At 68.8% G+C, this 22,018-nt stretch carries 28 protein-coding genes; 13 read left to right on the forward strand and 15 right to left on the reverse strand.

All coding sequences use genetic code 11. The features are described from left to right. Window position 1 precedes the first annotated feature (1 nt). Genes EV649_RS19705 through EV649_RS19715 form a run of 3 tightly spaced genes read right to left on the reverse strand, consistent with a single transcriptional unit; the run spans window position 2 to window position 2,238 of the window. Entirely contained in the window at window positions 2-1,099 is a 1,098-nt protein-coding gene (locus EV649_RS19705; RefSeq protein ID WP_130384884.1) for a lysophospholipid acyltransferase family protein, read from the reverse strand. Beyond that, a complete protein-coding gene (locus EV649_RS19710; RefSeq protein WP_347233136.1) occupies window positions 1,092-2,099 on the reverse strand; it encodes an NAD-dependent epimerase/dehydratase family protein in 1,008 nt (335 codons plus the stop codon). Before EV649_RS19710 ends, EV649_RS19705 begins: the two co-directional genes overlap by 8 nt. Before the next feature lie 37 nt (window positions 2,100-2,136). Further along, on the reverse strand, window positions 2,137-2,238 hold the full coding sequence (locus tag EV649_RS19715) for an AURKAIP1/COX24 domain-containing protein (protein WP_008356322.1): 102 nt from the start codon (window positions 2,236-2,238) through the stop codon (window positions 2,137-2,139). A 110-nt stretch (window positions 2,239-2,348) separates the two neighbouring features. Between EV649_RS19715 and EV649_RS19720 the strand changes: the two genes are divergently transcribed. Continuing rightward, on the forward strand, window positions 2,349-3,011 hold the full coding sequence (locus EV649_RS19720) for a class I SAM-dependent methyltransferase (protein ID WP_130384885.1): 663 nt from the start codon (window positions 2,349-2,351) through the stop codon (window positions 3,009-3,011). Between the two features lie 103 nt (window positions 3,012-3,114). Here EV649_RS19720 and EV649_RS40835 read toward each other — a convergent pair whose 3' ends face one another. Next, window positions 3,115-3,288, reverse strand: coding sequence for a hypothetical protein (locus EV649_RS40835; protein ID WP_157996265.1), 174 nt, complete (start codon window positions 3,286-3,288; stop codon window positions 3,115-3,117). A 104-nt stretch (window positions 3,289-3,392) separates the two neighbouring features. On the opposite strand from EV649_RS40835, the gene EV649_RS19725 reads away from it, so the two are divergent. Continuing rightward, complete coding sequence (locus EV649_RS19725; RefSeq protein WP_130384886.1) at window positions 3,393-3,608, forward strand: hypothetical protein; 216 nt, start codon at window positions 3,393-3,395, stop codon at window positions 3,606-3,608. Here EV649_RS19725 and EV649_RS19730 read toward each other — a convergent pair. Next, a complete protein-coding gene (locus EV649_RS19730; protein ID WP_198682566.1) occupies window positions 3,605-5,476 on the reverse strand; it encodes a BTAD domain-containing putative transcriptional regulator in 1,872 nt (623 codons plus the stop codon). The genes EV649_RS19725 and EV649_RS19730 overlap by 4 nt on opposite strands. 54 nt (window positions 5,477-5,530) lie before the next feature. Between EV649_RS19730 and EV649_RS19735 the strand changes: the two genes are divergently transcribed. After that, the gene (locus tag EV649_RS19735; RefSeq protein WP_130384888.1) at window positions 5,531-6,391 is read left to right on the forward strand and encodes an alpha/beta hydrolase; all 861 of its coding nucleotides are present in this window, start codon (window positions 5,531-5,533) and stop codon (window positions 6,389-6,391) included. Here EV649_RS19735 and EV649_RS19740 read toward each other — a convergent pair. After that, complete coding sequence (locus EV649_RS19740; RefSeq protein ID WP_241998381.1) at window positions 6,388-7,629, reverse strand: amidohydrolase family protein; 1,242 nt, start codon at window positions 7,627-7,629, stop codon at window positions 6,388-6,390. The genes EV649_RS19735 and EV649_RS19740 overlap by 4 nt on opposite strands. A 64-nt stretch (window positions 7,630-7,693) precedes the next feature. On the opposite strand from EV649_RS19740, the gene EV649_RS19745 reads away from it, so the two are divergent. Then, window positions 7,694-8,176 (forward strand): MarR family transcriptional regulator, encoded by a 483-nt coding sequence (locus EV649_RS19745; protein ID WP_130384889.1) that lies wholly within the window; start codon window positions 7,694-7,696, stop codon window positions 8,174-8,176. A 56-nt stretch (window positions 8,177-8,232) separates the two neighbouring features. Here the strand turns inward: EV649_RS19745 and EV649_RS19750 are convergent, their stop codons facing one another. The 4 genes from EV649_RS19750 to EV649_RS41680 all read right to left on the reverse strand — a co-directional run bounded on the left by EV649_RS19750 (window position 8,233) and on the right by EV649_RS41680 (window position 10,626). After that, a complete protein-coding gene (locus tag EV649_RS19750; protein ID WP_112248247.1) occupies window positions 8,233-8,448 on the reverse strand; it encodes a helix-turn-helix domain-containing protein in 216 nt (71 codons plus the stop codon). A 145-nt stretch (window positions 8,449-8,593) separates the two neighbouring features. Then, a complete protein-coding gene (locus EV649_RS19755) occupies window positions 8,594-9,769 on the reverse strand; it encodes an acetoin utilization protein AcuC (protein ID WP_130384890.1) in 1,176 nt (391 codons plus the stop codon). Between the two features lie 17 nt (window positions 9,770-9,786). Further along, the gene (locus tag EV649_RS19760) at window positions 9,787-10,128 is read right to left on the reverse strand and encodes a hypothetical protein (protein WP_130384891.1); all 342 of its coding nucleotides are present in this window, start codon (window positions 10,126-10,128) and stop codon (window positions 9,787-9,789) included. Window positions 10,129-10,344: 216 nt separating this feature from the next. Beyond that, window positions 10,345-10,626 carry a hypothetical protein gene (locus EV649_RS41680; protein WP_241998382.1) on the reverse strand — a complete coding sequence of 94 codons (282 nt, stop codon included), beginning with the start codon at window positions 10,624-10,626 and terminating at the stop codon, window positions 10,345-10,347. Here EV649_RS41680 and EV649_RS19765 point away from each other — a divergent pair. From EV649_RS19765 to EV649_RS19775, 3 genes are all read left to right on the forward strand, one after another. Then, window positions 10,607-11,257 carry a hypothetical protein gene (locus tag EV649_RS19765; RefSeq protein ID WP_241998384.1) on the forward strand — a complete coding sequence of 217 codons (651 nt, stop codon included), beginning with the start codon at window positions 10,607-10,609 and terminating at the stop codon, window positions 11,255-11,257. The genes EV649_RS41680 and EV649_RS19765 overlap by 20 nt on opposite strands. A gap of 152 nt (window positions 11,258-11,409) precedes the next feature. Next, a complete protein-coding gene (gene trpS / locus EV649_RS19770; protein WP_130384892.1) occupies window positions 11,410-12,378 on the forward strand; it encodes a tryptophan--tRNA ligase in 969 nt (322 codons plus the stop codon). After that, the gene (locus EV649_RS19775) at window positions 12,375-13,121 is read left to right on the forward strand and encodes an endonuclease/exonuclease/phosphatase family protein (protein WP_130384893.1); all 747 of its coding nucleotides are present in this window, start codon (window positions 12,375-12,377) and stop codon (window positions 13,119-13,121) included. The genes trpS and EV649_RS19775 overlap by 4 nt, the downstream gene beginning before the upstream one ends. Here EV649_RS19775 and EV649_RS19780 read toward each other — a convergent pair. Then, window positions 13,107-14,009 (reverse strand): TIGR03560 family F420-dependent LLM class oxidoreductase, encoded by a 903-nt coding sequence (locus EV649_RS19780; RefSeq protein WP_130384894.1) that lies wholly within the window; start codon window positions 14,007-14,009, stop codon window positions 13,107-13,109. The genes EV649_RS19775 and EV649_RS19780 overlap by 15 nt on opposite strands. A 4-nt stretch (window positions 14,010-14,013) precedes the next feature. Next, entirely contained in the window at window positions 14,014-14,370 is a 357-nt protein-coding gene (locus EV649_RS19785; RefSeq protein ID WP_130384895.1) for a helix-turn-helix domain-containing protein, read from the reverse strand. 50 nt (window positions 14,371-14,420) lie between these two features. Here EV649_RS19785 and EV649_RS19790 point away from each other — a divergent pair, with 50 nt between their 5' ends. Continuing rightward, window positions 14,421-14,852, forward strand: coding sequence for a PPOX class F420-dependent oxidoreductase (locus tag EV649_RS19790; RefSeq protein WP_130384896.1), 432 nt, complete (start codon window positions 14,421-14,423; stop codon window positions 14,850-14,852). On the opposite strand, the gene EV649_RS19795 is transcribed toward EV649_RS19790, so the two are convergent. The 3 genes from EV649_RS19795 to EV649_RS19805 all read right to left on the reverse strand — a co-directional run bounded on the left by EV649_RS19795 (window position 14,845) and on the right by EV649_RS19805 (window position 17,273). Beyond that, the gene (locus EV649_RS19795; protein ID WP_241998386.1) at window positions 14,845-15,438 is read right to left on the reverse strand and encodes a hypothetical protein; all 594 of its coding nucleotides are present in this window, start codon (window positions 15,436-15,438) and stop codon (window positions 14,845-14,847) included. The two genes, EV649_RS19790 and EV649_RS19795, sit on opposite strands and share 8 nt — an antisense overlap. Before the next feature lie 73 nt (window positions 15,439-15,511). Continuing rightward, window positions 15,512-16,315: a pyrroline-5-carboxylate reductase gene (gene proC, locus EV649_RS19800; RefSeq protein ID WP_130384898.1), complete on the reverse strand. Its 804-nt coding sequence runs from the start codon at window positions 16,313-16,315 to the stop codon at window positions 15,512-15,514. Between the two features lie 28 nt (window positions 16,316-16,343). Then, entirely contained in the window at window positions 16,344-17,273 is a 930-nt protein-coding gene (locus EV649_RS19805; protein WP_130384899.1) for a proline dehydrogenase family protein, read from the reverse strand. A 76-nt stretch (window positions 17,274-17,349) separates the two neighbouring features. Here EV649_RS19805 and EV649_RS19810 point away from each other — a divergent pair, with 76 nt between their 5' ends. The 5 genes from EV649_RS19810 to EV649_RS40840 all read left to right on the forward strand — a co-directional run bounded on the left by EV649_RS19810 (window position 17,350) and on the right by EV649_RS40840 (window position 22,018). Then, on the forward strand, window positions 17,350-18,384 hold the full coding sequence (locus tag EV649_RS19810; RefSeq protein ID WP_130384900.1) for a DUF695 domain-containing protein: 1,035 nt from the start codon (window positions 17,350-17,352) through the stop codon (window positions 18,382-18,384). A 62-nt stretch (window positions 18,385-18,446) separates the two neighbouring features. Continuing rightward, on the forward strand, window positions 18,447-18,953 hold the full coding sequence (locus tag EV649_RS19815) for a SigE family RNA polymerase sigma factor (RefSeq protein ID WP_130384901.1): 507 nt from the start codon (window positions 18,447-18,449) through the stop codon (window positions 18,951-18,953). A gap of 11 nt (window positions 18,954-18,964) precedes the next feature. Then, window positions 18,965-20,002 carry a hypothetical protein gene (locus EV649_RS19820; protein ID WP_130384902.1) on the forward strand — a complete coding sequence of 346 codons (1,038 nt, stop codon included), beginning with the start codon at window positions 18,965-18,967 and terminating at the stop codon, window positions 20,000-20,002. A gap of 68 nt (window positions 20,003-20,070) precedes the next feature. Further along, window positions 20,071-20,979 carry a hypothetical protein gene (locus tag EV649_RS19825; protein WP_241998390.1) on the forward strand — a complete coding sequence of 303 codons (909 nt, stop codon included), beginning with the start codon at window positions 20,071-20,073 and terminating at the stop codon, window positions 20,977-20,979. A gap of 58 nt (window positions 20,980-21,037) precedes the next feature. Then, window positions 21,038-22,018, forward strand: a complete 981-nt coding sequence (locus EV649_RS40840) for a VOC family protein (protein ID WP_157996266.1) — start codon at window positions 21,038-21,040, stop codon at window positions 22,016-22,018.

The raw sequence follows: 22,018 nt of genomic DNA on the forward strand, positions 1-22,018 counted from the left end.
GTCAGAAGAAGACGCTGCGGCGTTGCATGAGGAGCGTGTAGAGGGTCTGCTGGATGGTTTCGCGGACCTGGTCGGTGACGTTGAAGACCAGCATCGGGTCGTCGGCGGCGCCGTCGGGGAAGTCGTCGGTGCGGATCGGTTCGCCGAACTCGATGAGCCACTTGGACGGCAGCGGGATCAGGCCGAGCGGGCCCAGCAGCGGGAAGAACGGCGTGATCGGGATGTACGGGACGCCCAGCAACCGCGCCAGCGAGGCGATGTTGCCGACCAGCGGATAGATCTCTTCGGCGCCCACGATCGAGCACGGAACAATCGGTACGCCGGTCCGCATCGCCGCGCTGACGAACCCGCCGCGTCCGAAGCGCTGCAGCTTGTACCGCTCGGCGAACGGCTTCCCGAGCCCCTTGAAGCCTTCCGGCCAGACACCGACCAGGTTCCCCTGCCGGAGCAGCCGCTCGGCGTCGTCGTTGTTCGCCAGTGTCGCGCCGCCCTTGCGGGACAGTTCGCCGACGAACGGCGTCTGGAACACCAGGTCCGCGGCGAGCGTGCGCAGCGGACGGCCGGTGTGGTCCGCGACGACCACCTGGGTGACGAGCCCGTCGAGCGGCATCGTGCCGGAGTGGTTCGCGACGATCAGTGCGCTGCCGTCGGACGGGATGTTCTCGATCCCGCGGACCTCGACGCGGAACCACTTCTCCACCATCGGACGCAGCATCGGCAGCAGCACCTGGTCGGTCAGGTCGGAGTCGTACCCGAACTCGTCGAGCTCGTACTCCCCGGTCAACCGCCGACGCAGGAACGCCAGCCACTCGGCGACCCGCCGCTCCCCGTCCTCCCCGAACAGCCCCCGCACCGCCTGCTCGAGCCCCGCGAAGTCAAAACCAGCAGGCGCCTCGGGCCCATCGACATCCGGTACGGCGCCAACCGGCTCGACCGGCGTCTCGCCAGCGTCGGGCCGTTTGTCGACGCGAGCCTTCTTCTTCGTGCGGCCACCGGGTCCGGCGAGCGCACGCGCCGCGGCCGAGGGCGTCGTACGACGTCCGCTTCCCCGGCCCGGTCGGCCGCCGGAGCCGATCGGGATCACGTCCGCGTCAGCCACGCAGCGCCCCCAGGCCCGCGGTGAGCAAGCTGGAAACCCGGGTCATCGCGCCGGTCCCGAGCGATCGCCGGAAGTCGTCGAACGCCTCCGCGGTCGAGTACTTCGGCTCGAACCCGAACTCGGTCCGCATCCGCGTCGTGTCCACACCCCGCCCGTAGGTCAGGAAGGTGATCTGGTCAGGTGAGAAGTCCGCCAGCCGGGCTCGCCGTACGGCGGCCGCAGTGCTGGACGCGGTGAACGAAGGCAGCCGCAGAGTCGGCCGGCCGAGGCGCCGGATCGCCTGGGACAGCGAGAGCACGCCGTCACCGGCCAGGTTGAAGGTCCCGGGAAGATCGTTGACGGTCGCGTGGTGGATCGCCTCGACGCCGTCGTCCTCGTGCAGGAACTGCAGACGGGCGTCGTACCCGAACACTGTCGGTACGACGGGCATCGCGAAGTAGCGCGTGATCGGGGAATCGGTCTTGGGGCCGATCCAGTTCGCCATCCGGAGCGTGCTGACGCAGACGTCGGGGCGGCGCCGCGCGAAACCTCGCACGTAACCCTCGACCTCGACCGCGTCCTTGCTCAGTCCGTGGTGATGGATCGCCCGCGGCGCCATCTCCTCGGTGAACATCGCCGGGTCCCGCGCGCCCGCGCCGTACACCGTGGTGGACGACTTCACCACCAGCTTGGCCACGCCGGGCGCCTTCTGGCAGGCAGCGAGCAGCTGCATGGTGCCGATGACGTTGATTTCCTTCATCGACGACCGACCGCCGGCGCTGCCGGGCGTGGCCACGACGCCGGTGTGAACGACCGTGTCCACGTCCTCGGCAGCGATCACCTTGGCGATCACCGGGTTACGAATATCCGCCCGGACGAACCGGACCCGCCCCAGCTCCGCGCGCGGCGGAACCACGTCGACACCGAGAACAGTGCCGATCGACGGGTCGTCAGCCAGTCTGCGGGCACAGCGAGCACCGGCGTCCCGCGAGACGCCGGTCACCATCACTACCTGTGCCACGAGCAACCCCCAGCCGGACCGGGCGCGGCAGAACGGACTACTTGCCGAGCTTGCGGCGCTGCACCCGCGTCTTCTTCAGCAGCTTGCGGTGCTTCTTCTTCGCCATACGCTTGCGGCGCTTCTTGATTACGGAACCCACGTCTGACCATCCAAACTCAAAGAGAACGTCGGCAAAGCTTACCCGTAGGTCACTGTCCCGACCTAAAGGAGGCTGCACCAGTAGACTGGGACCCTACCTGGGGAGGCTGAATGCGGGCTCGGTACGACGGTCTGGCGGAGTGGTACGACGAACGCTTCGTGGTCGGTTCGGATGATCATCAACCGGGTCTGCTGGAGCTGCTGGGCCCCGGATCCGGGCCGTGTCTGGACATCGGCTGCGGTACCGGGCGGAACTTCGAGACCATCCGGGCCAGCGGGCGCAGCGTCGTCGGGCTGGACTTCTCGGGCGATCAGCTCCGGCTCGCCCGGACCCGGACCGACAGTCCGCTGATGATCGGCGACGCCGCGGCGCTGCCGTTCCCGGACGAGTCGTTCGACACCGCGATCACGCTGTGGATCTCCACCGATGTGGACGACTTCGGCGCGGTCCTGCTCGAGGCAGCCCGGGTACTGCGTCCCGGCGGGGTGCTCGTCGCCTACGGCGTACACCCCTGCTTCAACGGACCGCATGTCCTGTACGCCGACGACGGTACGCGGGTCGTGCATCCGACGTACCGCCAATCCGGTTGGCACGAGGCCTCGCCCTGGTGGAGCGACGAGGGAATCCGGCGCCGGATCGGCATGCGGCACGTCCCGCTCCCCGAGTACCTGAACGCGATCATCGCAAGCGGCCTGACCATCGACCGCTTCGAGGAGCCCGCCGGCCAGGACATCCCGCACTCACTGGCGGTCCGGGCGCGCAAAGCGGCCTGAAGTCAGGCGAGGTGTTCCCAGGTGAACAGCGTCAGCTCGCGCCCTTTGTCCACCACCTGCTCCAGCGGCAGCTCGGTCAGCCGATAGCCAACTGCCCAGGATCTCAGGCGGCCTTGCGGACGGCGACCGGGACGACTGGCTTGGTGAGGACGGCGAGGTGAGGGGTGGCGGTCTTCGTGGTGGTGCTCGCGTAGGCGGCAGGGGTGAACGCGACGGCGGCGAGCCCCAGGGTCGCGATGGTGCCTATGGCAACGGTCTTGACGATTCGGATCGGCATCGGGAAGCCTCCTTCAGGTTGGTGATTCCATCCTGATCGCACGGTCTGCGACGGTCCTGCCAGATTCCTGGGAGCCGGCTGGGAGTGCGAGGTAGCTTGGAGAAATGGCCTACCTGGTGTTTCTCGCTGGACTCGCCGTGGTGCTCGCGGGGCTGACCTGGTTCGCCTCCTGGGCAAAGCGCCACGGGCGCGGGTCCGGGGTGGCGGGCGCGATCGCAGCGCACGACGAGGCGTACCGGACGACGGCGCACCAGTCGCACTACGAGCTGCGGCAGCAGGCCGATCGGAAGTCCGAGAGCGGTTCTCCGGACGACCTTTAACGCAGGGAGTCGGCGATCGGGCCGAGGGTCAGCAGACCGCTGCCTGCCGCGTGTTCGTCGGCCGCCGGGGCCAGCGCGGCTTGTGCCCTCGCCAACAGCTCGGGGTCCTGGGTGCTGTGGGCGGTCAAGGCCCAGTACGCCTCTAACAGCAGGCCCGGTGGCGGATCCGGCGATCCGTGCACCCACGGGGTGTGCGGGCCGTAGTCGGCCGTCGGGATCGGGTCGCCATGGCGTACGGCGTGCGCAGCCAACGCCAGCGGGAGGAGACCGGCGCTCAGGCCGGGCATGCCTGCGTCGTCGAGCAGGGCGGCAGCGGCGCGGTACGACTCGGGGGTGTCGTCACGCAGGGCGGCGTACCAACGGGTAAAGACGGCGACGAGCGGGAGCTCGTGGCGGGCGGCCAACGCGTCGGCGGCTGCTGCGTGTTCGTCGGCGGTGGTGTGGTCGGCTCGTGCGCAGGCGGATTGCAGCCGGATCAGATGGCCGAGAACCTCGTAGGTAAAGAGGTTGTGGCGTTGCGAGAGGGTGACGAGTTCGGCGCCGATCGCGTCTCGTTGTGGGGCGAGGCCGGCGCGGTAGCAGGTCTGCATGAAGACGCCATTCAACGTGAACGCCAGCAGCGCGGGATCGTCGAGGCCGCGGGCGAGTTGCTCGGCCTCGAGCGCTGCCTCGCGTGCTCGCGGCGAACGGGAGCCTCGGGACTCGAGCGCGATCGTGGCGAGCAGTCGTGCGCGGATGCTCGCGTGGTCCTGGGTCGGCAGTGCGCGTTCGGCGGCTGCCACGATGGCAGCGGCCTGCGCTTCGTCGTCTGAGCGGGTCCAGATCGCTGGTACGTCGTACGCGCCGATCACGCGGGCGGTGAGGTCGGGGTCGCCGAGCTCCTCGGCCGCGGCGATCGCTGCGAGCCGGTGTCGACGAGCAGCCTCCAGTCCGCCGCCGCCGGTGACCGCGAGGTTGCGGAGCAGGCCGACGGTCGATTCGATCCGGGCGCGCGTCCCGCCGACGGCGCGGTCGTACGCCGCGGTCGTCTCTGCCCACACACTGCCGCCCGGGGTCAGGTGCGCGGCCTGGTTGAGGATGTCGGTCTCCAGGCGGGTGAGGGCGGGACCGGGGTCTACGCCGAGCTGGCCCACCAGGGTTTCTCGGGCGCGACGCAGTACGGCGAGGGCGTCGCCTTGCCGCTCACTCCGGTACAGGGCGAGGGCCAGCAACCGCCAGGCGTCCTCGCGCCACGGGTGCTCGGTGACATGCGCGTCGAGGTCCGGCACCGCCTCCGCCGCGAGGCCCAACTCCAGGCGCGTTTCCGCGATCTGCTCCACCGCGTGCAGTCGCAACTCGGTCAGTCGCGCACGCTCGGCCAACGCCCACGGCTCGTCCACGAACTCGGCGTACGCCGGCCCACGCCACAACCCCAACCCGGCCAACAACTCCGCCAACCGCTCCTCCGGCGGCACCATGGAACCCACCGACCCATCTCTCGAGCCGGGCGCTCGCACGGCCGACCCGCCGCTGGGGCCTGAGGCTCGTACTGCTGTCTCGAAGTGCCAGGCGTCGACGTTCGTTGTCTTCAAGGCGTAGCCGGGGCCTGAGGTCACCAGCAACCGGGCTGGTTCGCGCGGGGCGCGCTCCGGCTCGATCGCTCGACGCAGCGCGGCCACGAACGTCCGCACCGCACTCAACGCGCCCGCCGGCGGATCGATCCACAAGTCGTCCACCAACACCTGCGCGGGCACGACCCGCCCCCGCGCGACGATCAGCCGCGCCAACACAGCCCGATGCCGCGGCCCTCGCAAATCAACCGGAGTCACCGTCAGGTCGGCTGGCTCCTGCTCCCAGGCAACGACCGGTCCCAGCACCCCGAACTCCACCACGCCACGGTAGCGCTCATCCGATGCTCATCGGGGTCGGCGAGGCTGGGCGACATGGAGATTGAAGGCTTTGAGTACCGGCGGGTGCCGGGTGCGGATGGTGTGGTGCTGAACGTTGCTGTTGGCGGCTCGGGGACTCCGGTGGTGTTGTTGCACGGGTTTCCGCAGACGCATCTGATGTGGCGACGGGTTGCGGCTGAGTTGGCGGTGGATCACACCGTGATCTGTCCGGATCTGCGGGGCTACGGCGCGAGCGACAAGCCGGTTGAGGGGTATTCGAAACGGAGCATGGCTGCGGATGTTGTCGCGGTGGCGGATGCGTTGGGGCATTCGCAGTTCGCGTTGGTCGGGCACGATCGGGGTGCTTTGGTCGCGTTCCGCGCTGGTCTCGACCACCCGGACGTGGTCACGCATCTGATGTGCCTGGACGTGCTGCCGACGCTCGACATGTGGGACGTCATGCACGGGACCAGCGCGTCCGTCGGCTTCCACCTGTATTTGATGGCGCAGCCCACCGGGTTGCCTGAGCAGATGATCGCCGCCAGCTCGGACGAGTTCTTCGGGTACTTCCTCGACCAGTGGGCGAACGATCCCGCGGCGATCCCACCCGACGTCCGCTCGGCGTACTTGGAGGCCTGTCGCCAAGCGGTGCCGTCGATCGTCGCGGACTACCGCGCCTCGGCGACCGTCGATGTCACGCACGACGAGGAGGATCTTGCCCAGGGCAACAAGCTGCGGATGCCGGTGACCGTGATCCAGCAGGACTGGGGCGCCGCACTCGGCTTCGACGCCGCGGCCCTCTGGAAGACCTGGGCTCCCGATCTCCGTCATCAAACCACCACCTCCGGACACTTCATGGCAGAGCAGAACCCCACCGAAATCAACACGGCCATCCGCCAGCTCCTCAGCCGCTAGGCGGCTCCAGTGAGATAGGCGGTCGACTCGGCAAGCTCGGCGAGAGCCGTCGGCAGCGATGGGCTCACGAGTCGACCGTCTCGTTTGACTGGCGTACCTCCGACCAGGACCGTGTCCACGTTCCCCGGATGTGCTGCGGTCACCACGGTCGCAACCGGGTCGTGCAGGCCGCCGACCAGGTTCAGGTCCGTACTGCGGAGCAGCACGACGTCGGCCTTGTTGCCGACGGCGAGCGACCCCACGTCGGGCAACCCGAGCGCTCGAGCTCCGCCGTACGTCGCCAACTGCAGCACCTCAGCGGCTGTAAACGCCTGGTAGCCAAGGGAAAGCACCTCGTGCATCGCACGGAACATGTCGCCGCCGGCCGTGGTCACGACATCGATCCCGAGGCTGAAGGGAATCCCGGCCTCACGGAGCCGACCGGACAGCTGAGGGCCCATCTCCATCCGCGCCTCGACCGTCGGCGTGACCGAAACGGCCGCGCCGGTCTCGGCGATCACCTTCAGTTCGGAGTCGGGCAGGTTGTTGCCGTGCACGTACAACGTGTTCGGCCGCGCCAGCCCGGCGTCCCGCAACCGCGTGATCGGGTCAGAGGTCTGCGACGTGCTGCTGACATGGACGACCACCGGCACACCGAGCGAGTCGGCCAGCTCCCAGTCCTCGCGGACCGTTTCGAACGGCGCGTACGCCGGCCCGATCGCCGCCACCGCCAACTCGAGCCGCTCCGACTGACGCGCCATGATCCGGCGCATCTCCCCGGCATCGACCGCAGCACCACCCAGCGGCGAGGGGCCGTACCCGAAGACGGGCCGGATCCCGCTGCGTTCCAACGCATCCAGCGCCGCATCGGCCTGCTCCGGGGAACGTTGCACGTGGGAGTAGTCCTGGACCGTGGTGATGCCCGCGTCCAAGCACTCCAGCGCGCCGACAAGGTTGCCAGCCGCAACATCTTCCGCACGGAACCTCGACCCGTAGTCGCCCAGCACCCGCTCGAAGTACACCCCGAGACCCGCGTCGAGAGTGATCCCGCGTAACGCGGTCTGCCACAGGTGCCGATGGGTGTCGACGAACCCGGGCAGCACGATCCGCTCCCGCGCGTCGATCACCTCGGCGTCCGCGGTCAGCCCGGCCCCGACCGCCGCGATCCGCCCGTCCTCGATCAGTACGTCGGTGTCGCGCCGTACGACGACCTCCGGGAAGGTGTCGATCACCGTCCCGCCCTTGAGCAACAGCCTCACGTCGATCTCCCTCAGTAGAAAGCTTTGAAGAAAGCTATCATCAAAGGCAGATAGGCTGTCAACCGTGACCGACGACCCTGTGGACCGGCTGATCTCGTCCTGGGAGCGCGAGCTGCCCGAGGTGCTGTATCCGACCAGTGAGCTGACGAAGCGGATCATGATGCTCGCCGGCGAGATGAACGCGTCGACGCGGCGGGTGCTGCGCGACCTGGAGCTGACCATGGCCGAGTTCGACGTACTCGTCTCGCTGCGCCGGTCCGGTACGCCGTACCGCCAGAAGCCCTCGGACCTGGTCCGGAGCCTGCTGCTGTCGTCGGGCGGGACCAGCAACGTGACGAATCAGCTGGTCCGCCGCGGCCTGGCCGTCCGCGAATCGGATCCGGACGACGGACGCGGGACGCAGATCCGGCTGACCCCGGAGGGCATCAGCCTCGCGGAGCAGGCCGTGAAGGCGAGCTCGGCGGCCCACCACGAGCTGTGGGCCGGACTGCCGGACGAGACGATCGCACAGGCCGCGCAGGCGCTACGAGCCCTCCACAGGCGCTGAACGCATGACGAAGGGGCCGGTCCTGAACAGGATCCGGCCCCTCCGGCTTCTCGTGGTTATCCGGCCTGGAAGAAGGCGCCCTTGAGGTAGTCGTGCACGGCGTCCTCCGACACCCGGAACGAACGACCTACCCGCACCGCGGGCAGCTCACCGGAGTGCACCAACCGGTACACCGTCATCTTGGACACGCGCATGGCCGTGGCGACTTCCGCCACGGTCAGGAACTTCACCTCGGCGAGCGGCGACTCACCGCCGGACTTCTTTGATGCCATTGCGCACCGCACTTCCAGCACGGATCGTGCGCCGGCTTCCCCTCCGGCACCTCCGTCCGTGCATGGCACGAGCGTAGTGGCTGTTGGTACGAATGGGAAAGAGGGGGACTCGTGTGACTCGGTCACGGCTCAGTAGCTCGGATGCTCAATAGGTCGGATCGAGGCCTAACAAAGGGAAGCTGGCGTCGCGGGTGGCCTTGATGGAGCGGTCGAGCCAGGTGTCGGGGTTGTAGCCGCTCGACCAGTCGACGTACGACGCGTCGCGGCCGTCCGTCATCCGCACCGGCGCGACCCGGCCGAACCGCAGCTGGACGTCCTCGCGCCAGGCCTCCGGCACCGGCGTGGCGGGGTCGATCGGGTGCCCGGCCACGATCGCCAGCAGATGAGTCCAGGCCCGCGGTACGACGTCGATGATCGCGTACCCGCCGCCGCCCGTGGCGACCCATTTCCCGGCGGCCACCTCGTGCGCGAGGTCGTGCAAGGCCAGGTACGCCGCACGCTGCCCGTCGATCGTCTTCGTCAGGTGCGCCAGGGGATCCTCGACGTGCGAGTCGCACCCGTGCTGCGTGACGAGGATGCTCGGACGGAACGCCTTCACGACATCGGGGACGACCGCGTGGAACGCCCGCAACCAGCCCGCATCCCCGGTCCCGGGCGGGAGCGCGACGTTGACCGACGTACCCTCGGCGCCCGGTCCGCCTGTCTCGCCGGCGCTCCCGGTACCCGGGAACAGCGTGGTCGGTGACTCGTGCAGGCTGACGGTGAGCACACGCGGGTCGTTGTAGAAGACGGTCTGTACGCCGTCCCCGTGGTGAACGTCCACGTCGACGTACGCGACCCGCTCGGCGCCGTGGTCGAGCAGCCACTGGATCGCGATCGCCGGGTCGTTGTAGACACAGAAACCGCTGGCCTGGTTGGGCATCGCGTGGTGCAGGCCGCCGGCGACGTTCGCGGCATGCAGGACGTCGCCCTCCCAGACCGAGCGGGCCGCCTCGACCGAGGCGCCGGCGATCCGGGCGGAGACCTCGTGCATGTGCGGGAAGCAGTACGTGTCCGACGTACCGAGTCCGTGCACGGGATCGGCGTCGTCGGGGTTCTCCCCCGCGTGCTTGACCGCGGCCACGTACTCCGCGGTATGCACGGTCTCGAGCAGCGCGTCGTCGGCGGTCGGCGCGGGCACGACCTTGAGCTGGTCGAGGACCCCGAACTCCCGGGCGAGCTTGATCGTCAGCTCCACCCGGATCGGACTCATCGGGTGCCCACGGCCGAAGTCGTACGCCGTCAACCCGTCGTCGAAGACCAGCAGCGCCTCACCACTCATGCCCTTGACCTTAACCTTCAGGACTCCGGTAGGGGTTTCCCGAACCTGACACTTAATCGGTAAGCGCCTCGCCGTGCGTGGAAAACGGTCATGCCGACGACTCCCAGGGAGGCGGCGACCAACGCCGCGCGGGGATGGTCGCCGACCTGCGCCAGGGCAAGGAGGGCGCCGGCGATCGCGAAGGCGGCCAGACCGCCGACCGCGTTGTTGGTGGCCGAGTTGCCGGTCAGGTTCGGGTACTCGCGGGCGGTGATGCCGGTGACGAAGTGCGGGATGCCGTTGGTGCCCATCAGGCCGGCCAGCACGGCGCAGTTGTCCGGGGACGTGGTGGTGCGATCCGGCGTGATCGGGGCGCTCACTCTCGGGCTCGTGATCTCGCGGCACCTGGTGAGGCTGGACGGCCTGGACGCGTCACCCGAGGAGCTGATGGCAGTCGCGGGGCCGTTGATCGAGAAACTGACGACGGGCTGACGCCGGCCGGACACAAACCAAACGGGCGGCGCGACACCCCTCCCTGGTCGCGCCGGCCCGTCGGTGGTCCAACAGTTGATTCATCGGCGGCGGACTGCAAAGCGTTACAGAATTTGCAGTCCCTGCCAGAAAAGCCGCAATTTCTGGCCCGATCGTGCCGCGAGCCGACTGCGGACAGTGAGATTCGGACTTGCGAGTACCGGCGCAGGCGGCCAGAGTTCTCCGGTGAGGCAAATGAAACCGAACCGGCGGCAGATCTTTACGGTAGGAGCCGCCGCTGCGGCTGCCGCCACGGTCGCCGCCTCAACCGAAACCGCATCCGCCACCACCGCATCCACGGCCTCGGCCGAGTCCACGGAGTTCGCGGTGACGACGTCGTCGTCCACCGGTCCCTACGGCTCCGGCGTACTCGGCTCCTGGGCCGGCGCCCAACGCGCGATCTCCACGCCGACCCAGATCCAGCACACCAAGGACGTCAACGGCGTCTTCATGTTCGGCGACAGCATCTCCGTCCAGGACGGCAAGTCGCTGGCGATCCGGCTCCAGGGCCGGGACGGCAGTCCGCTCGCCGTGCACAACTGGTCCAGCCGGCCCACCTCCGGCGCGGTGGACGCGCTGCAGCAGTGGGCGTCGACGTACGGCCTGCCGCGGCGGATCCTGATGGCGAGCGGGTCCAACGACATCTTCGACCCGCCGAAGTTCGCGGCCCAGGTCGCGCGGGCGATCAGCATCGTCGGCCCGAACCGGACGCTGTACTGGGTCAACATCCAGGTCGTCCGCAAGAGCGTGACCTCGACCGTGCAGCTCGCCGATCAGCGCAACAGCTCGTGGCTCAACATGCAGCTGTACGACCAGCAGGAGAAGTACCCGAACCTGAAGATCATCCGCTGGGCCGAATGGCTCTGGGTCAAGCCGTACCGCTTGCTCAACTACCTGCGCGACGGCGTACACCCGACGGTGCCGCTGGGCCAGGACGCCCGCAACGAGCTGATCGTCCAGTCGCTGACAGGGCGATGAGCTATCCTCGGAGCGTGAACACGAACTTGCAGCTGTGGTGGGCCGCCTAGGGCGGTCCACCCGGCGTGTTCGCACGCATCCACGAGGCCGTCTCGCCGAGGCGGCCTTTTTCATGTCCTCGGTGGGGCTCCACACACCGAAAGGGCACGATCATGACCTCGCTTTCCGGCATCACCCCGTCCGGCCGTCTGACGCTGGGCAACCACCTCGGCGCGCTCCGCCGGTTCACCGACCCGGACGGGTTCTACTTCGTCGCGAACCTGCACGCGATGACGACCAGGCACGATCCCCGGAGACTCGCCACGCTGACCCGCGAGTTCGCGACGCTGATGCTCGCGGCCGGTGTCCCCGAGGGCACGGTCTTCATCCAGTCCGACGTACCCACGCACGCCCAGCTCGCGTACCTGCTGGAGTGCACGTCGTACGTCGGTGAGCTGTCGCGGATGATCCAGTACAAGGAGAAGGGCAACGGCCGCCCGATGACGCGGGCCTCGCTGTTCACGTACCCGTGCCTGATGGCCGCGGACATCCTGCTGTACGGCGCGGAACGGGTCCCGGTCGGCGGCGACCAGGACCAGCACGTCGAGCTGGCCCGGGACATCGCGATCCGGTTCAACCGCGAGTACGGCGACACGTTCGTCGTACCGCGGCTCAACAAGGCGGCGCTGGCGACGCGGGTGAAGGACCTGGCGAACCCGACGGCCAAGATGAGCAAGTCGGACGCCGACGACGCGATCGGGACGATCCGGCTGCTCGACCCGCCGGACGTGATCCGCCGGCAGGTCATGCGCGCCGTCACGGACTCGGAGAACGAGGTCCGGCACGACGAGGCGGCCAAGCCGGGCATCACCAACCTGCTGGAGATCCTCGCGGCGTGCACCGACGGCGACCCGGTCGAGCTCGCGAAGGCCTATGCGTCGTACGGCGCGCTGAAGCAGGACGTCGCGGACGCGGTCCTGGCCGTCATCGAGCCGCTGCAGAAGGAATACGCGCGCCTCACGACCGACCCGGGTGCGATCGAGAACCTGCTCGCGCAAGGGCGGGACCGGGCGCTCGAGGCGAGCAGTCCCCGACTCCAGGCGGCGACCCGGGCGATGGGTTTGGCAGGATCTACTCCATGAAGATCCGCGCCGCCACGTTCAACATCCGCAACTCCTCCGCGCCCGACGGCGACAACGCCTGGCTGGTACGGCGGAAGGCGGCGGTGGCGGCGATCGAACAGCTGGACGCGGACGTGGTCGGGCTGCAGGAAGTGCTGCCCGACCAGCTCGAGTACCTGCGCTGGCGGTTCCCGAAGTACGAGATCGTCGGTGCCGGCCGGGACGACGGCATGAACGCGGGTGAGCACGCGACCGTCCTGGTCCGGCCCGGCGACTGGCGGGTCGAGCGGCAGGAGACGCGCTGGCTGTCCGACGACCCGGGGACGCCGGGATCGATCGGGTGGGACGCCGATCTGACCCGGGTCGCGACCCTGGTCTGGCTGCGGCACCGCAACGGTACGACGGTCGGCGTCGTCAACACGCACTACGACCACGCGGGCGAGGTCGCGCAACTGCAGTCGTCGCGGCTGATCGCGCGCTGGGTCAGCGGATCGATCCCGTGGATCGTGATGGGCGACCTGAACGCGACGCCGGACTCTCCCCCGGTGAAGACGCTGGTGGATTCCGGTCTGCGGATCGCCGTACCGACCGGGGCGGGCGGGAGCTGGCACGACTTCACCGGCGCCGTCGACGACGACCGCATCGACCACATCCTCGTCACCTCGACGTGGACCGTGACCGACGCGGCCGTCTCGCACTTCCGTCCGGACGGGCGGGTGCCCAGCGACCACTGGCCCGTGGTCGCGACTCTAGATCTTCGCTAGTACTTCCTCACGCAGCCGCTCGAGCGCGTCGAACCGCCGCTCGCCGTCACCGAGGAACGCGTCCGGCACCAGCAGCTCGTCGATCCCGGCTGCCGGGTACTGCGCGACGACGTCGAGCACCTCCTGCGCCGACCCCATGATCACGTGCGCACCCCGACTCTCCAGGCGCTCCTTGCGCTCGATCGCTTCGGTGTCGCCCGGTACGACGACCTCCAGGAACGTCTGCGCGGAACGCCGTACCGACTTCGGATCGCGCCCCACTCGCTCGCAGTGCTGGGCAAACACCTCGCCCTTCTGCACGGCCAGCTCCGGACCGCCCCAGTGGTTCCACTCGTCGGCGTACTTCGCGACGATGCCGAGGGCAACCTTTTCGCCGGCGGCCCCGATCAGGATCGGGAGGTGGGCCGGCTTCGGCTCACAGGGCGCGTCGGTGAGCTGGTAGTACTTGCCGTCGAACGTCGTCCGCTCTTGGGTGAGCAGGCCCTTGATCACCTGACAGGCCTCTTCGAAACGCTTGAGGCGCGGGCCGATCGGCGGCAGTTCGATGCCGTACGCCTCGTGCTCGTTGACCTGCCAGCCGGCGCCGATTCCCAGCACGAACCGGCCGTTCGCCATCTGGTCGATCGTCGCGGCCGCGTTCGCGACCACGGCCGGATGCCGGTACGTGTTCCCGAGCACCATCGAGCCGACCCGAACTCGCTCGGTGCGCGCGACGACCCCCGCGATCAGCGCCAGTACCTCGTTGACCGGGACGCTCAGGTCGTCCCCGTTCTGCATGAAATGGTCAGCTATCCACACGCCGTGCCATCCGGTCCGCTCGGCGTACTCAGCACCTTCGAGCACGCCCTGCCAGGTCCGGGACGCCGCAGGCCACAAAGAAAAGTCCATACGGTCATCCTGCCTCTTGGGCCGCGAGGACTGCGTCTCCGTTCTGCTCTGCCCACTCTGTGAGCATGCGGACCGGGCCCATCAGGGTGCGGCCGAGGTCGGTGAGGTCGTACTCGACGCGGGGTGGGACGCCGCCGTGGTCGGTCCGCGTGACCAGGCCGTTCGCCTGCAGCCGGCGGAGTGTCTGGGTGAGGACCTTCTTCGAGATTCCGCCGATCAACTCGATCAGCTCCGAGTGCCTGCGGGCGTGGTCGTTGAGGCCCCACAGGACGACGACGGCCCACTTGTCAGCGATCACCTCGACCGCGAGACGGGCGGGGCAATCGGCCAGGAAGACATCGCCAGGTTCTACTCCGTGCACAGCGGTCAGGGTACCCAGAGGTTCCCACGGCGCTGTCTAGCGTCTGCTGCATGAACCTTCCCGAGAGCAGTCACCGCCTCTTCGACGAGCCCAAGGACGTCACGCTGATCACCATCGACCCGGACGGGTCGCCGCACGCCGCGATGGTGTGGGTCGGGCGGGACGGTGACGACCTCTTGATCGGTGTCGAGGAGAAGCACCGCAAGACCCGGAACCTGCGCCGTGATCCACGGGTGACGCTGGTGGTGGAGGACGACCGCCCGAGCCCGCGGGGGCTGACGCAGTACCTGGTCGTGCGGGGTACGGCGACACTCGACGGTCCGGGAACTCCGCAGTACAAGGCGTTGATGGACCGGCTGACGCAGAAGTATCTCGGCCGCGACGAGTTCCCGTTCGGGAACGAGCAGGTGTACGCCGGAGCGACGGTCGTACGGGTTTCAGTCGAACGCGTGACCGGTGAAGGGCCGTGGGCCGTCAGATAACTATGTGCCAGCGGAGCAGGAAGGCGCCGATGGAGAGGACGACGTAGAGCAGGACAAGCAGGGTGCCGATGCCGGGGCGCGGGCGGTGGCGCTGGACCTTGACCTCGAGGGACTGCTCGCGGAGCACCTCCATCACGGCGGCGACCTCGGCGGTGCGGTCCGTGGGGATGCCGTTGATCTCGTGCTCGTCCGGTCCGCGGGTGAGTACGACGTTGTCGTCGCCGACCTCGATCTTGCCGACGTCCTGCCAGGCGAGGCTGCGGATCAACATGCTGGTGCGGGCCTTCAGACCGCTCGGGAACAGCTCGACGCGGTACAGCACGACGCCGCCGGCGACGCGGACGACCGACGCTCCGATGATCGTCAGCAGACCGACCGCGAGCATGTCGCGGGCGCCCATCCAGAGCCATGAGTTCAACGCCGGTACGACGACGAACGGCAGCACGAACAGCGCCCAGGCCCACCACGGCGCCGGGTCCAGCGGCACTCGCCACGGGAGCGACGGCACCTCGCGTTCCTCAAGCTGCGCAGGCCGATCCTCATGCTGCGCAGGCGTCGTCGCCGGCTCGACCGAACCTTTACCCATGGGCGGACTCATATCCCTCGAACATGGCAGGAAACCTCGGCGCCCAACCATAACGCCAGCGGTGCGAGAGGTGTTATTCGGCTGCCAGGTCCCGCGAACGGTTGCGGGCGGCCTCGATCGCGGACAGGAACGCGGCGCGGACCTTGTGGTCCTCGAGTTCGCGGACCGCGGCGGCCGTCGTACCGCCCGGGGATGTCACGCGCTCCCGCAGTACCGTCGGGTGTTCGCCGGTCTCCCGCAGCAGCTTCGCGGATCCGACCACGGTCTGTACGACGAGTTCGGTCGCCGTACCGCGCGGCAGGCCCATGTGGACACCGGCCTCGATCATCGACTCGACCACGAAGAAGATGTACGCCGGACCGGAACCGGAGATCGCGGTCACCGCATCCTGCTGCTTCTCCGGCACGCGGATCACGCGACCGGTCGCAGCGAGCAGGCTCTCGGCCAGCTCGAGGTGGCTCTCGTCGCAGTGCGCACCGCGGGAGATCGCCGCCATACCCTCGTCGACGAGGGCGGGCGTGTTCGGCATGACGCGTACGACGGCAACGCCTTCCGGCAGCCGCGACTCGACGAAGCTGGTGGTGATGCCGGCCGCGAGCGAGACGACGGTCTGGCTCGGCTGCACGGCGGGGGCGATCTCGGCGAGCAGATCCGGCATGTCCTGCGGCTTGACCACCAGGACGAGCGTGTCCGCCTGCTTCGCCGCCTCCACATTGGACACGACGTCGACGCCGTACCGCTCACGCAGTTCGGCGGCGCGTTCCTCCCGGCGCTCGGTGATCAGGAGGTCCTCCGGTCGCCGTCCGGCCCTGATCAGCCCGGACAGCAACGTCTCCCCCATCACTCCGGCCCCAAGAACGGCCACCTTGTTACTCATGACCACAGGTTAGCTGTGTCAGCCCGTCCTACTTCTTGCTGATCAAGGAGCGGGCGAAGAACTGCAGGTTGGCGGGGCGCTCGGCAAGGCGTCGTACCAGGTAGCCGTACCAGTCCTCGCCGTACGGGATGTAGACGCGGACCGTGTGGCCCAGACCGGCCAGGCGGAGCTGCTCCTCGGGGCGGATGCCGAACAGCATCTGGTACTCGTAGCTGCCCGGTTTGCGGTTCGCGCGGTCGGCCAGCGCGCCCGCGATCGAGATCAGCCGCGGGTCGTGCGACGCGATCATCGGGTAGCCCTCGCCGTTCATCAGGACCTTCATCGCGCGGACGTAGCCCTTGTCGACCTGGCGCTTCTCCTGGAACGCGACCGACTCGGGCTCCTTGTACGCGCCCTTGCACAGGCGGACGCGGGAGCCGGCGTACGCGAGATCGCGGCAGTCGGACTCGGTACGGCGGAGGTACGCCTGCAGGACCGCACCCGTCTCCGGGAAGTCCTGGCGCAGCTCGCGCAGGATCCCCAGCGTGGAGTCGGTCGTGGTGTGGTCCTCCATGTCCAGCGTCACCGTCGTACCGGCGTTGCGGGCGGCGAGGCAGATGGTCCGCGCGTTCTCCAGCGCGATCTTCTCGCCGTCGCCCGGGAGCGCCTGGCCGACGGCGGACAGCTTCACCGAGACCTCGGCGTTCTTCGTCAGGCCGGCCGCGGAAAGCTTCCGCAGCAGGTCCAGGTACGCGTTGGCGGTCGCGGACGCCGCGGCCTGGTCGGTGACGTTCTCACCGAGATGGTCGAGGGTGACGTTCAGCCCGTTGCTGACCAGCTTCTCGGTGGCCAGCACGGCCTCCGGAGCGGTGTCACCGGCGACGAACCGCGCGACGATGCCACTGGACACGGGCAGTGACGACACGGCCTTCTTGATCTGGGGGCTGCGGGACATGCCCAGCAGGATTCGCCGAAGCACTACGTGTTCCTCCTCGTCGCCCACCCATTGCTGGTGCTGTCCATGGTCGCACCCCTGGTTGGGAGAGGATGCCGCCATGCCCATCTTCAAGCGTCGCCGCCGGAACGCCGTGGAGGCCGACCCGATCGGCGCGTTCTGGTCCTGGTGGTCGAGCGCCGGCGCGACGAGCGTCGCGGACGCCGTCGCCCGCCGGGAGCCGACCGACGCGAACGTGGAACTGAACGAGCGGGTCGCCCGCATCCACCCGGACCTGGAGTGGGAGCTCGGCCCCGGGCTGCACGCCCAGCATGTGCTGATCGTCACCGCCGCCGGCAACCCGGCGCAGCGCGCGGTCGCTCGCCGTTGGTTGCGGGCTGCCCCGCCGTCAGACCAGGTCTGGGAGTACGCCGACCTGCGCCGGCCCGGGCCCCCGGTAACGATCCAGTTCGAGGGACTCCCGCCGGTTGCGGTCGACCAGTCGGTGGTGTCGATCGAGCCGGATTCGGCTTCGGTGCACGTCGGCGTACACCATCCTGTCTTCTCGTCGTTGTCGGTGGATGTGCAGCGGCGGGTGACGTTCCTGATCCTCGATCTGGTGCTCGGCGAGGAGATGGTGGAGACGTGGGTCGGTGCGATCGACACGCTGCCCGCCGCGCCGGTCGACGCCGTACCGGTGATGGAGTTGTTGCCTGCGGTGGCTGGGTTTGCTGCTGAGCACACGCTCGAGGACGGCAGTCCGGCGTGGAAGATGCTGGAGGGTACGCGCGACGGTCAGCGGGTGATCGCGACGGCGGAGTACCCGTTGCGCTCGATCCGGCGGCCGCATCTCGATACGCACGTCGCGGTCACGATCCACTATCCCGTGGTGCGTGACGACGGGCTTCCCGAGTCCGAGATGCTCGACGAGCTGAGGGCGTTCGAGGACCACCTCACCGACCGCCTGGGCGGCTCCGGCAACCTCCTCGCCCACGAGACCTCCGCCGGCACCCGCATCCTGCACTACTACACCGACGGCACCACCCCTGCCGACGCCCAACTACAAGCCGCCACCACCGGCTGGCCCCACGGCAAAGTAACCCTCACCACCACCCCCGACCCCGCCTGGCACAACGTCGCCCACCTCTCCGGCTGACGGGTGCAACCTGGCGGGTAGACCTTTCCGTCTTGAGGGGGAGATGGAGAGTGGAGGCTCGGATGGTGGAGCGGGACCGGGAGTTCGTCGAGTTCGTCGAAGGGGCGGGGGCTGCCCTGCGGCGGACGGCGTTTCTGGTGTCGGGGGATCGGCATCGGGCGGACGACGTCGTCCAGGACGCGCTGTACAAGCTGTACCTGGCCTGGCCGAAAGTACGGCGGGTGAGCAATCCGTTCGCCTACGCGCGCCGGATGGTGGTGAACGCGGCGTACGACGGGAAACGCCGGCCGTGGCGGCGGGAGGTGACGATCGCCGACGTACCGGACCAGGTCGGGTACGACGACTTCGCGGCGGGGCATGCCGAGCGGGACGAGGTGCTGGCCGCACTTCAGTCGCTCGGGCCGCGGCAACGGGCGTGCGTCGTGCTGCGGTACTACGAGGACCTGTCCGTCGAGCAGACCGCGGAGATCCTCGGCTGTTCCACGGGCACCGTGAAGAGCCAGGCGGCACGGGGTCTGGACACTCTCCGACGAGCCATTGACCAGCGGCGGGCGAGCCGGGCGCTGTGAAGGAGAACGAGATGGAAGACGTACGAGAGGTCAGCGCCGAACTCCACCGACTCGCCGAGTCGGAGGGGATGGAGCCGCTGGACACGACCCGAGTGCTGGAGCGCGGCCGCCGCGGAAGGCGGCGCCGCAAACTGATCGGCGCGGGCGGGGCGGTCGCCAGTATCGCGGTGATCGCGGTCGGCGCGAGCCTGCTGCCCAACCTGAGCTCGGCCGGCGACCAGCCGGGTGTCGCGGGCGATCAGGCGGCGAACTCGCAGTTCGGCCCGGTACCGGGCATCCCGCGCGGCGAGGCGTCCGCGGACCAGCGGATCACCCGCGAGGAGGCTCAGCGCCGCTGCGCCCTGCGGAACCCGGAGGAGACCCGAAAGCTCGAGGGCATGGGTACGGCGCGGGCGGGACACCTGGCGATGTACGAGTTCAAGGTCGGCGCGAAGGACGTCACCTGCATCATTCCCGGCGGCGACAAGCCGTCGGCCGCGCTGGTCGCGGCGGCGGCGAAGGATCCGCTGCCGAAGAGCACGGCGGACAAGCTGCGGAACTGTTCCGTGCTGGCCTGGGTCGACGTGACCGGCTGGCAGGTCGTGGCTTCCGACGAGTCGAAGGTGCTCAATCAGGCCACCCTGGTCGCGATCTCCCCCACTGGACACAAGGTCGTCGAGTGCGAACTGTCCGGGGACAAGACCTTCAAGGGCCGGCGCGAGCGGAACACCACCTTCGCGACACTGACCAAGCTCGGCAGTGACGACCCGGTGCTCAACCCGGCCGACAAGTCGGCCCGTGCGGACATGTACGCGGCCGCCGGTGGTGGCGGAGGCTGTACGGCGGGGACCTGCACCAAGTACGGGATGAGCGGCTGGGGCCGGGTCTCCTCCAAGGCCGCCGTGACGGTGCGGGTGCGGATCGGGAACGGCCCGGTCTACCAGGTCCCGGTCGGCGAGGGCGGCTGGTTCGCCTTCACCTGGACGACCGAGTCCGTGTTCAAGTTGAAGGACCACCCGAAGGTCGCGGCGTACGATCGGGCCGGAAAGATCGTCAAGGCCTTCGCGTAACGACGATCGTTATCAACCAAAGGGCTGCGCCGTTGGTCTCACCCATCGAACTTCACAAAGGGGGAGACATGGGGAGACTGCGCACAACTTTGACCGTGCTCGCGGCGGCCGGCCTGGCCGCCGCGGGCGCGACCACGGCCACCGCGAGCCCAACCGGTACGACGGCAGCCTGCGGGCTGAACCTCGGCTCGGTGACGGCCGGCGGTGACCAGACACTGCAACGACTGACGGCATCGACTCCGCCGGCCGCCGGCGCGCGGAGCGTCGTACCGAACGTGTACGCCGACGGCGCGGTCCGGATGATCGGGTCGCTCGTCAACGAGGCGACACCGACCGGCAGTTCCCGGCACGGGCGGGTCGTGCTCGGAGACACGATGTACCAGCACTGGCTCGAGCTCGACAAGGCCGGCAAGGTGAAGTCGTCGGAGCTGGCCCGGATCGGCGGCGGGTGGAGCAAGTTCGTCGACCACGAGACGTCGGTGTTCAACGACAGTGCGACGCATCCGCGGACCTACGAGTACGCACTGCGTGCGGACGGCGTGCTGTTCCGGTGGGTCGTCGGCGACGTCGGCAGCTGGAAGGCGTACGGATCGGCGCCCGGGTTCGCGTCGGTCAAGTCGATGACGCTGATCAGCAAGGCCGCGGCATACGACACGTTCCTCGCGAACACCCGCGGCGGCGCGCTCTACACGATCCGGATCCCGGTCAACAGCCAGATGCGGCCGATCGTCACGAAGGTGCGGTCCGCGACCTGGCAGGGGTTCGAGTCGCTGGTCGCCGCCCAGTGCGGCAACTACGGAACCGTTGTCGTCGGCATCGACAAGGACACAAAATCGGCGTACCTGTACACCTTCGGGCACGCGGACGGCGCGAAGACGTCGATCACCGGTCACGGCAAGGTGCCCGGAACCTTCGCCGACCCCACCTACTTCCGCTGGGCCCCGCCGGTGAAGTCCGACTGGCTGTTCGGCGAGTAGAAGTCGCCGGGCCGGCCGAGTATTGATCGGGTGGCCGGCCCGGTGTGAGACTGCGGAGATGCCTCGAGATCTCGTCGAAGTCGCATGCCGCTGGGTCGACGCGTTGGAGCAAGCCGACGTACCAGCGGCCAACGCGGTCAGCGGCCTCGGCGGATGGGATCCAGGTCCGTGGATCGCCGAGTCGTGGCGGCCGAATGTGGACGAGCTCGCGGGTTCGGACCGGACGGTGAGCGGTGCGCGGCAGGTCAACGATCACATGGTCCGCGTCGTCCTGGACGGCAACCGTGGACAGGCGTTCGTGAGCGTGGTGCTCGACCAGGCCGCCAAGGTCGTCGGTACGTCGGTCGACTCCGACGAGCAGGACGGGCGATTCTGGGTCGTCGTTGGCTGCCCCGAGGAGCAAGCGGACGAACTGCGCGCGTTCTACATGATGCTCACCCACGGCCGGATCGGAGCTGGCGAGGGCCGGATGCGCCCTCCACGCTGGCGCGACCCGGCACACCCGCCCCAGATCCATCTCGATGTGCTCGTCGCCGACCTGGAGGCCGCCGAGCGCGCGGTGCTGGAGCACGGGGCGACGAAACTGGAGGACTTCCCGGGCTGGCGCGTGTACGCCGACCCAGTGGGCCATCCGTTCTGCCTCTACCCCGGCCTCACCGAACCCACGGACCGACTCGGCACACTCGCCCGCGTGGTGATCGACTGCGCCGATCCATTACCGCTGGCCCGGTTCTGGGGCGGCGTACTGGACATGCCCCGTACGGTCGAAGACTCACCCGACCGGATCGTGATCGCCCGCGACGACGAGCGGCTCCCGATGATCGCTCTGCAGCGCGTCCCCAACTACCAACCACCACGATGGCCCGACCCCGCCTATCCGCCGCAGATGCATTTCGACGTCGGCTTCGACGACCGGGCCGAGAAGGAACGCCTCGCCCTCGCACTCGGAGGGACCCTGCTACCGCCGCAAGGCGGCAGCTGCCCCGTGTACGCGGACCCCGCCGGACACCCATTCTGCCTGTGCTACAAGGGCGAATGA

The sequence above is a fragment of the Kribbella sp. VKM Ac-2569 genome, assembly GCF_004216905.1.
Taxonomy (GTDB): Bacteria; Actinomycetota; Actinomycetes; order Propionibacteriales; family Kribbellaceae; genus Kribbella.

Excerpts from the sequence above, each read along its gene's own strand:
- EV649_RS19720 (WP_130384885.1), top strand. The coding sequence starts at position 2,349 with ATGCGGGCTCGGTACGACGGTCTGGCGGAGTGGTACGACGAACGCTTC.
- EV649_RS40835 (WP_157996265.1), bottom strand. The coding sequence starts at position 3,288 with ATGCCGATCCGAATCGTCAAGACCGTTGCCATAGGCACCATCGCGACC.
- EV649_RS19725 (WP_130384886.1), top strand. The coding sequence starts at position 3,393 with ATGGCCTACCTGGTGTTTCTCGCTGGACTCGCCGTGGTGCTCGCGGGG.
- EV649_RS19735 (WP_130384888.1), top strand. The coding sequence starts at position 5,531 with ATGGAGATTGAAGGCTTTGAGTACCGGCGGGTGCCGGGTGCGGATGGT.
- EV649_RS19750 (WP_112248247.1), bottom strand. The coding sequence starts at position 8,448 with ATGGCATCAAAGAAGTCCGGCGGTGAGTCGCCGCTCGCCGAGGTGAAG.
- EV649_RS19755 (WP_130384890.1), bottom strand. The coding sequence starts at position 9,769 with ATGAGTGGTGAGGCGCTGCTGGTCTTCGACGACGGGTTGACGGCGTAC.
- trpS (WP_130384892.1), top strand. The coding sequence starts at position 11,410 with ATGACCTCGCTTTCCGGCATCACCCCGTCCGGCCGTCTGACGCTGGGC.
- EV649_RS19775 (WP_130384893.1), top strand. The coding sequence starts at position 12,375 with ATGAAGATCCGCGCCGCCACGTTCAACATCCGCAACTCCTCCGCGCCC.
- EV649_RS19780 (WP_130384894.1), bottom strand. The coding sequence starts at position 14,009 with ATGGACTTTTCTTTGTGGCCTGCGGCGTCCCGGACCTGGCAGGGCGTG.
- EV649_RS19790 (WP_130384896.1), top strand. The coding sequence starts at position 14,421 with ATGAACCTTCCCGAGAGCAGTCACCGCCTCTTCGACGAGCCCAAGGAC.
- EV649_RS19795 (WP_241998386.1), bottom strand. The coding sequence starts at position 15,438 with ATGGGTAAAGGTTCGGTCGAGCCGGCGACGACGCCTGCGCAGCATGAG.
- proC (WP_130384898.1), bottom strand. The coding sequence starts at position 16,315 with ATGAGTAACAAGGTGGCCGTTCTTGGGGCCGGAGTGATGGGGGAGACG.
- EV649_RS19810 (WP_130384900.1), top strand. The coding sequence starts at position 17,350 with ATGCCCATCTTCAAGCGTCGCCGCCGGAACGCCGTGGAGGCCGACCCG.
- EV649_RS19815 (WP_130384901.1), top strand. The coding sequence starts at position 18,447 with ATGGTGGAGCGGGACCGGGAGTTCGTCGAGTTCGTCGAAGGGGCGGGG.
- EV649_RS19820 (WP_130384902.1), top strand. The coding sequence starts at position 18,965 with ATGGAAGACGTACGAGAGGTCAGCGCCGAACTCCACCGACTCGCCGAG.
- EV649_RS19825 (WP_241998390.1), top strand. The coding sequence starts at position 20,071 with ATGGGGAGACTGCGCACAACTTTGACCGTGCTCGCGGCGGCCGGCCTG.
- EV649_RS40840 (WP_157996266.1), top strand. The coding sequence starts at position 21,038 with ATGCCTCGAGATCTCGTCGAAGTCGCATGCCGCTGGGTCGACGCGTTG.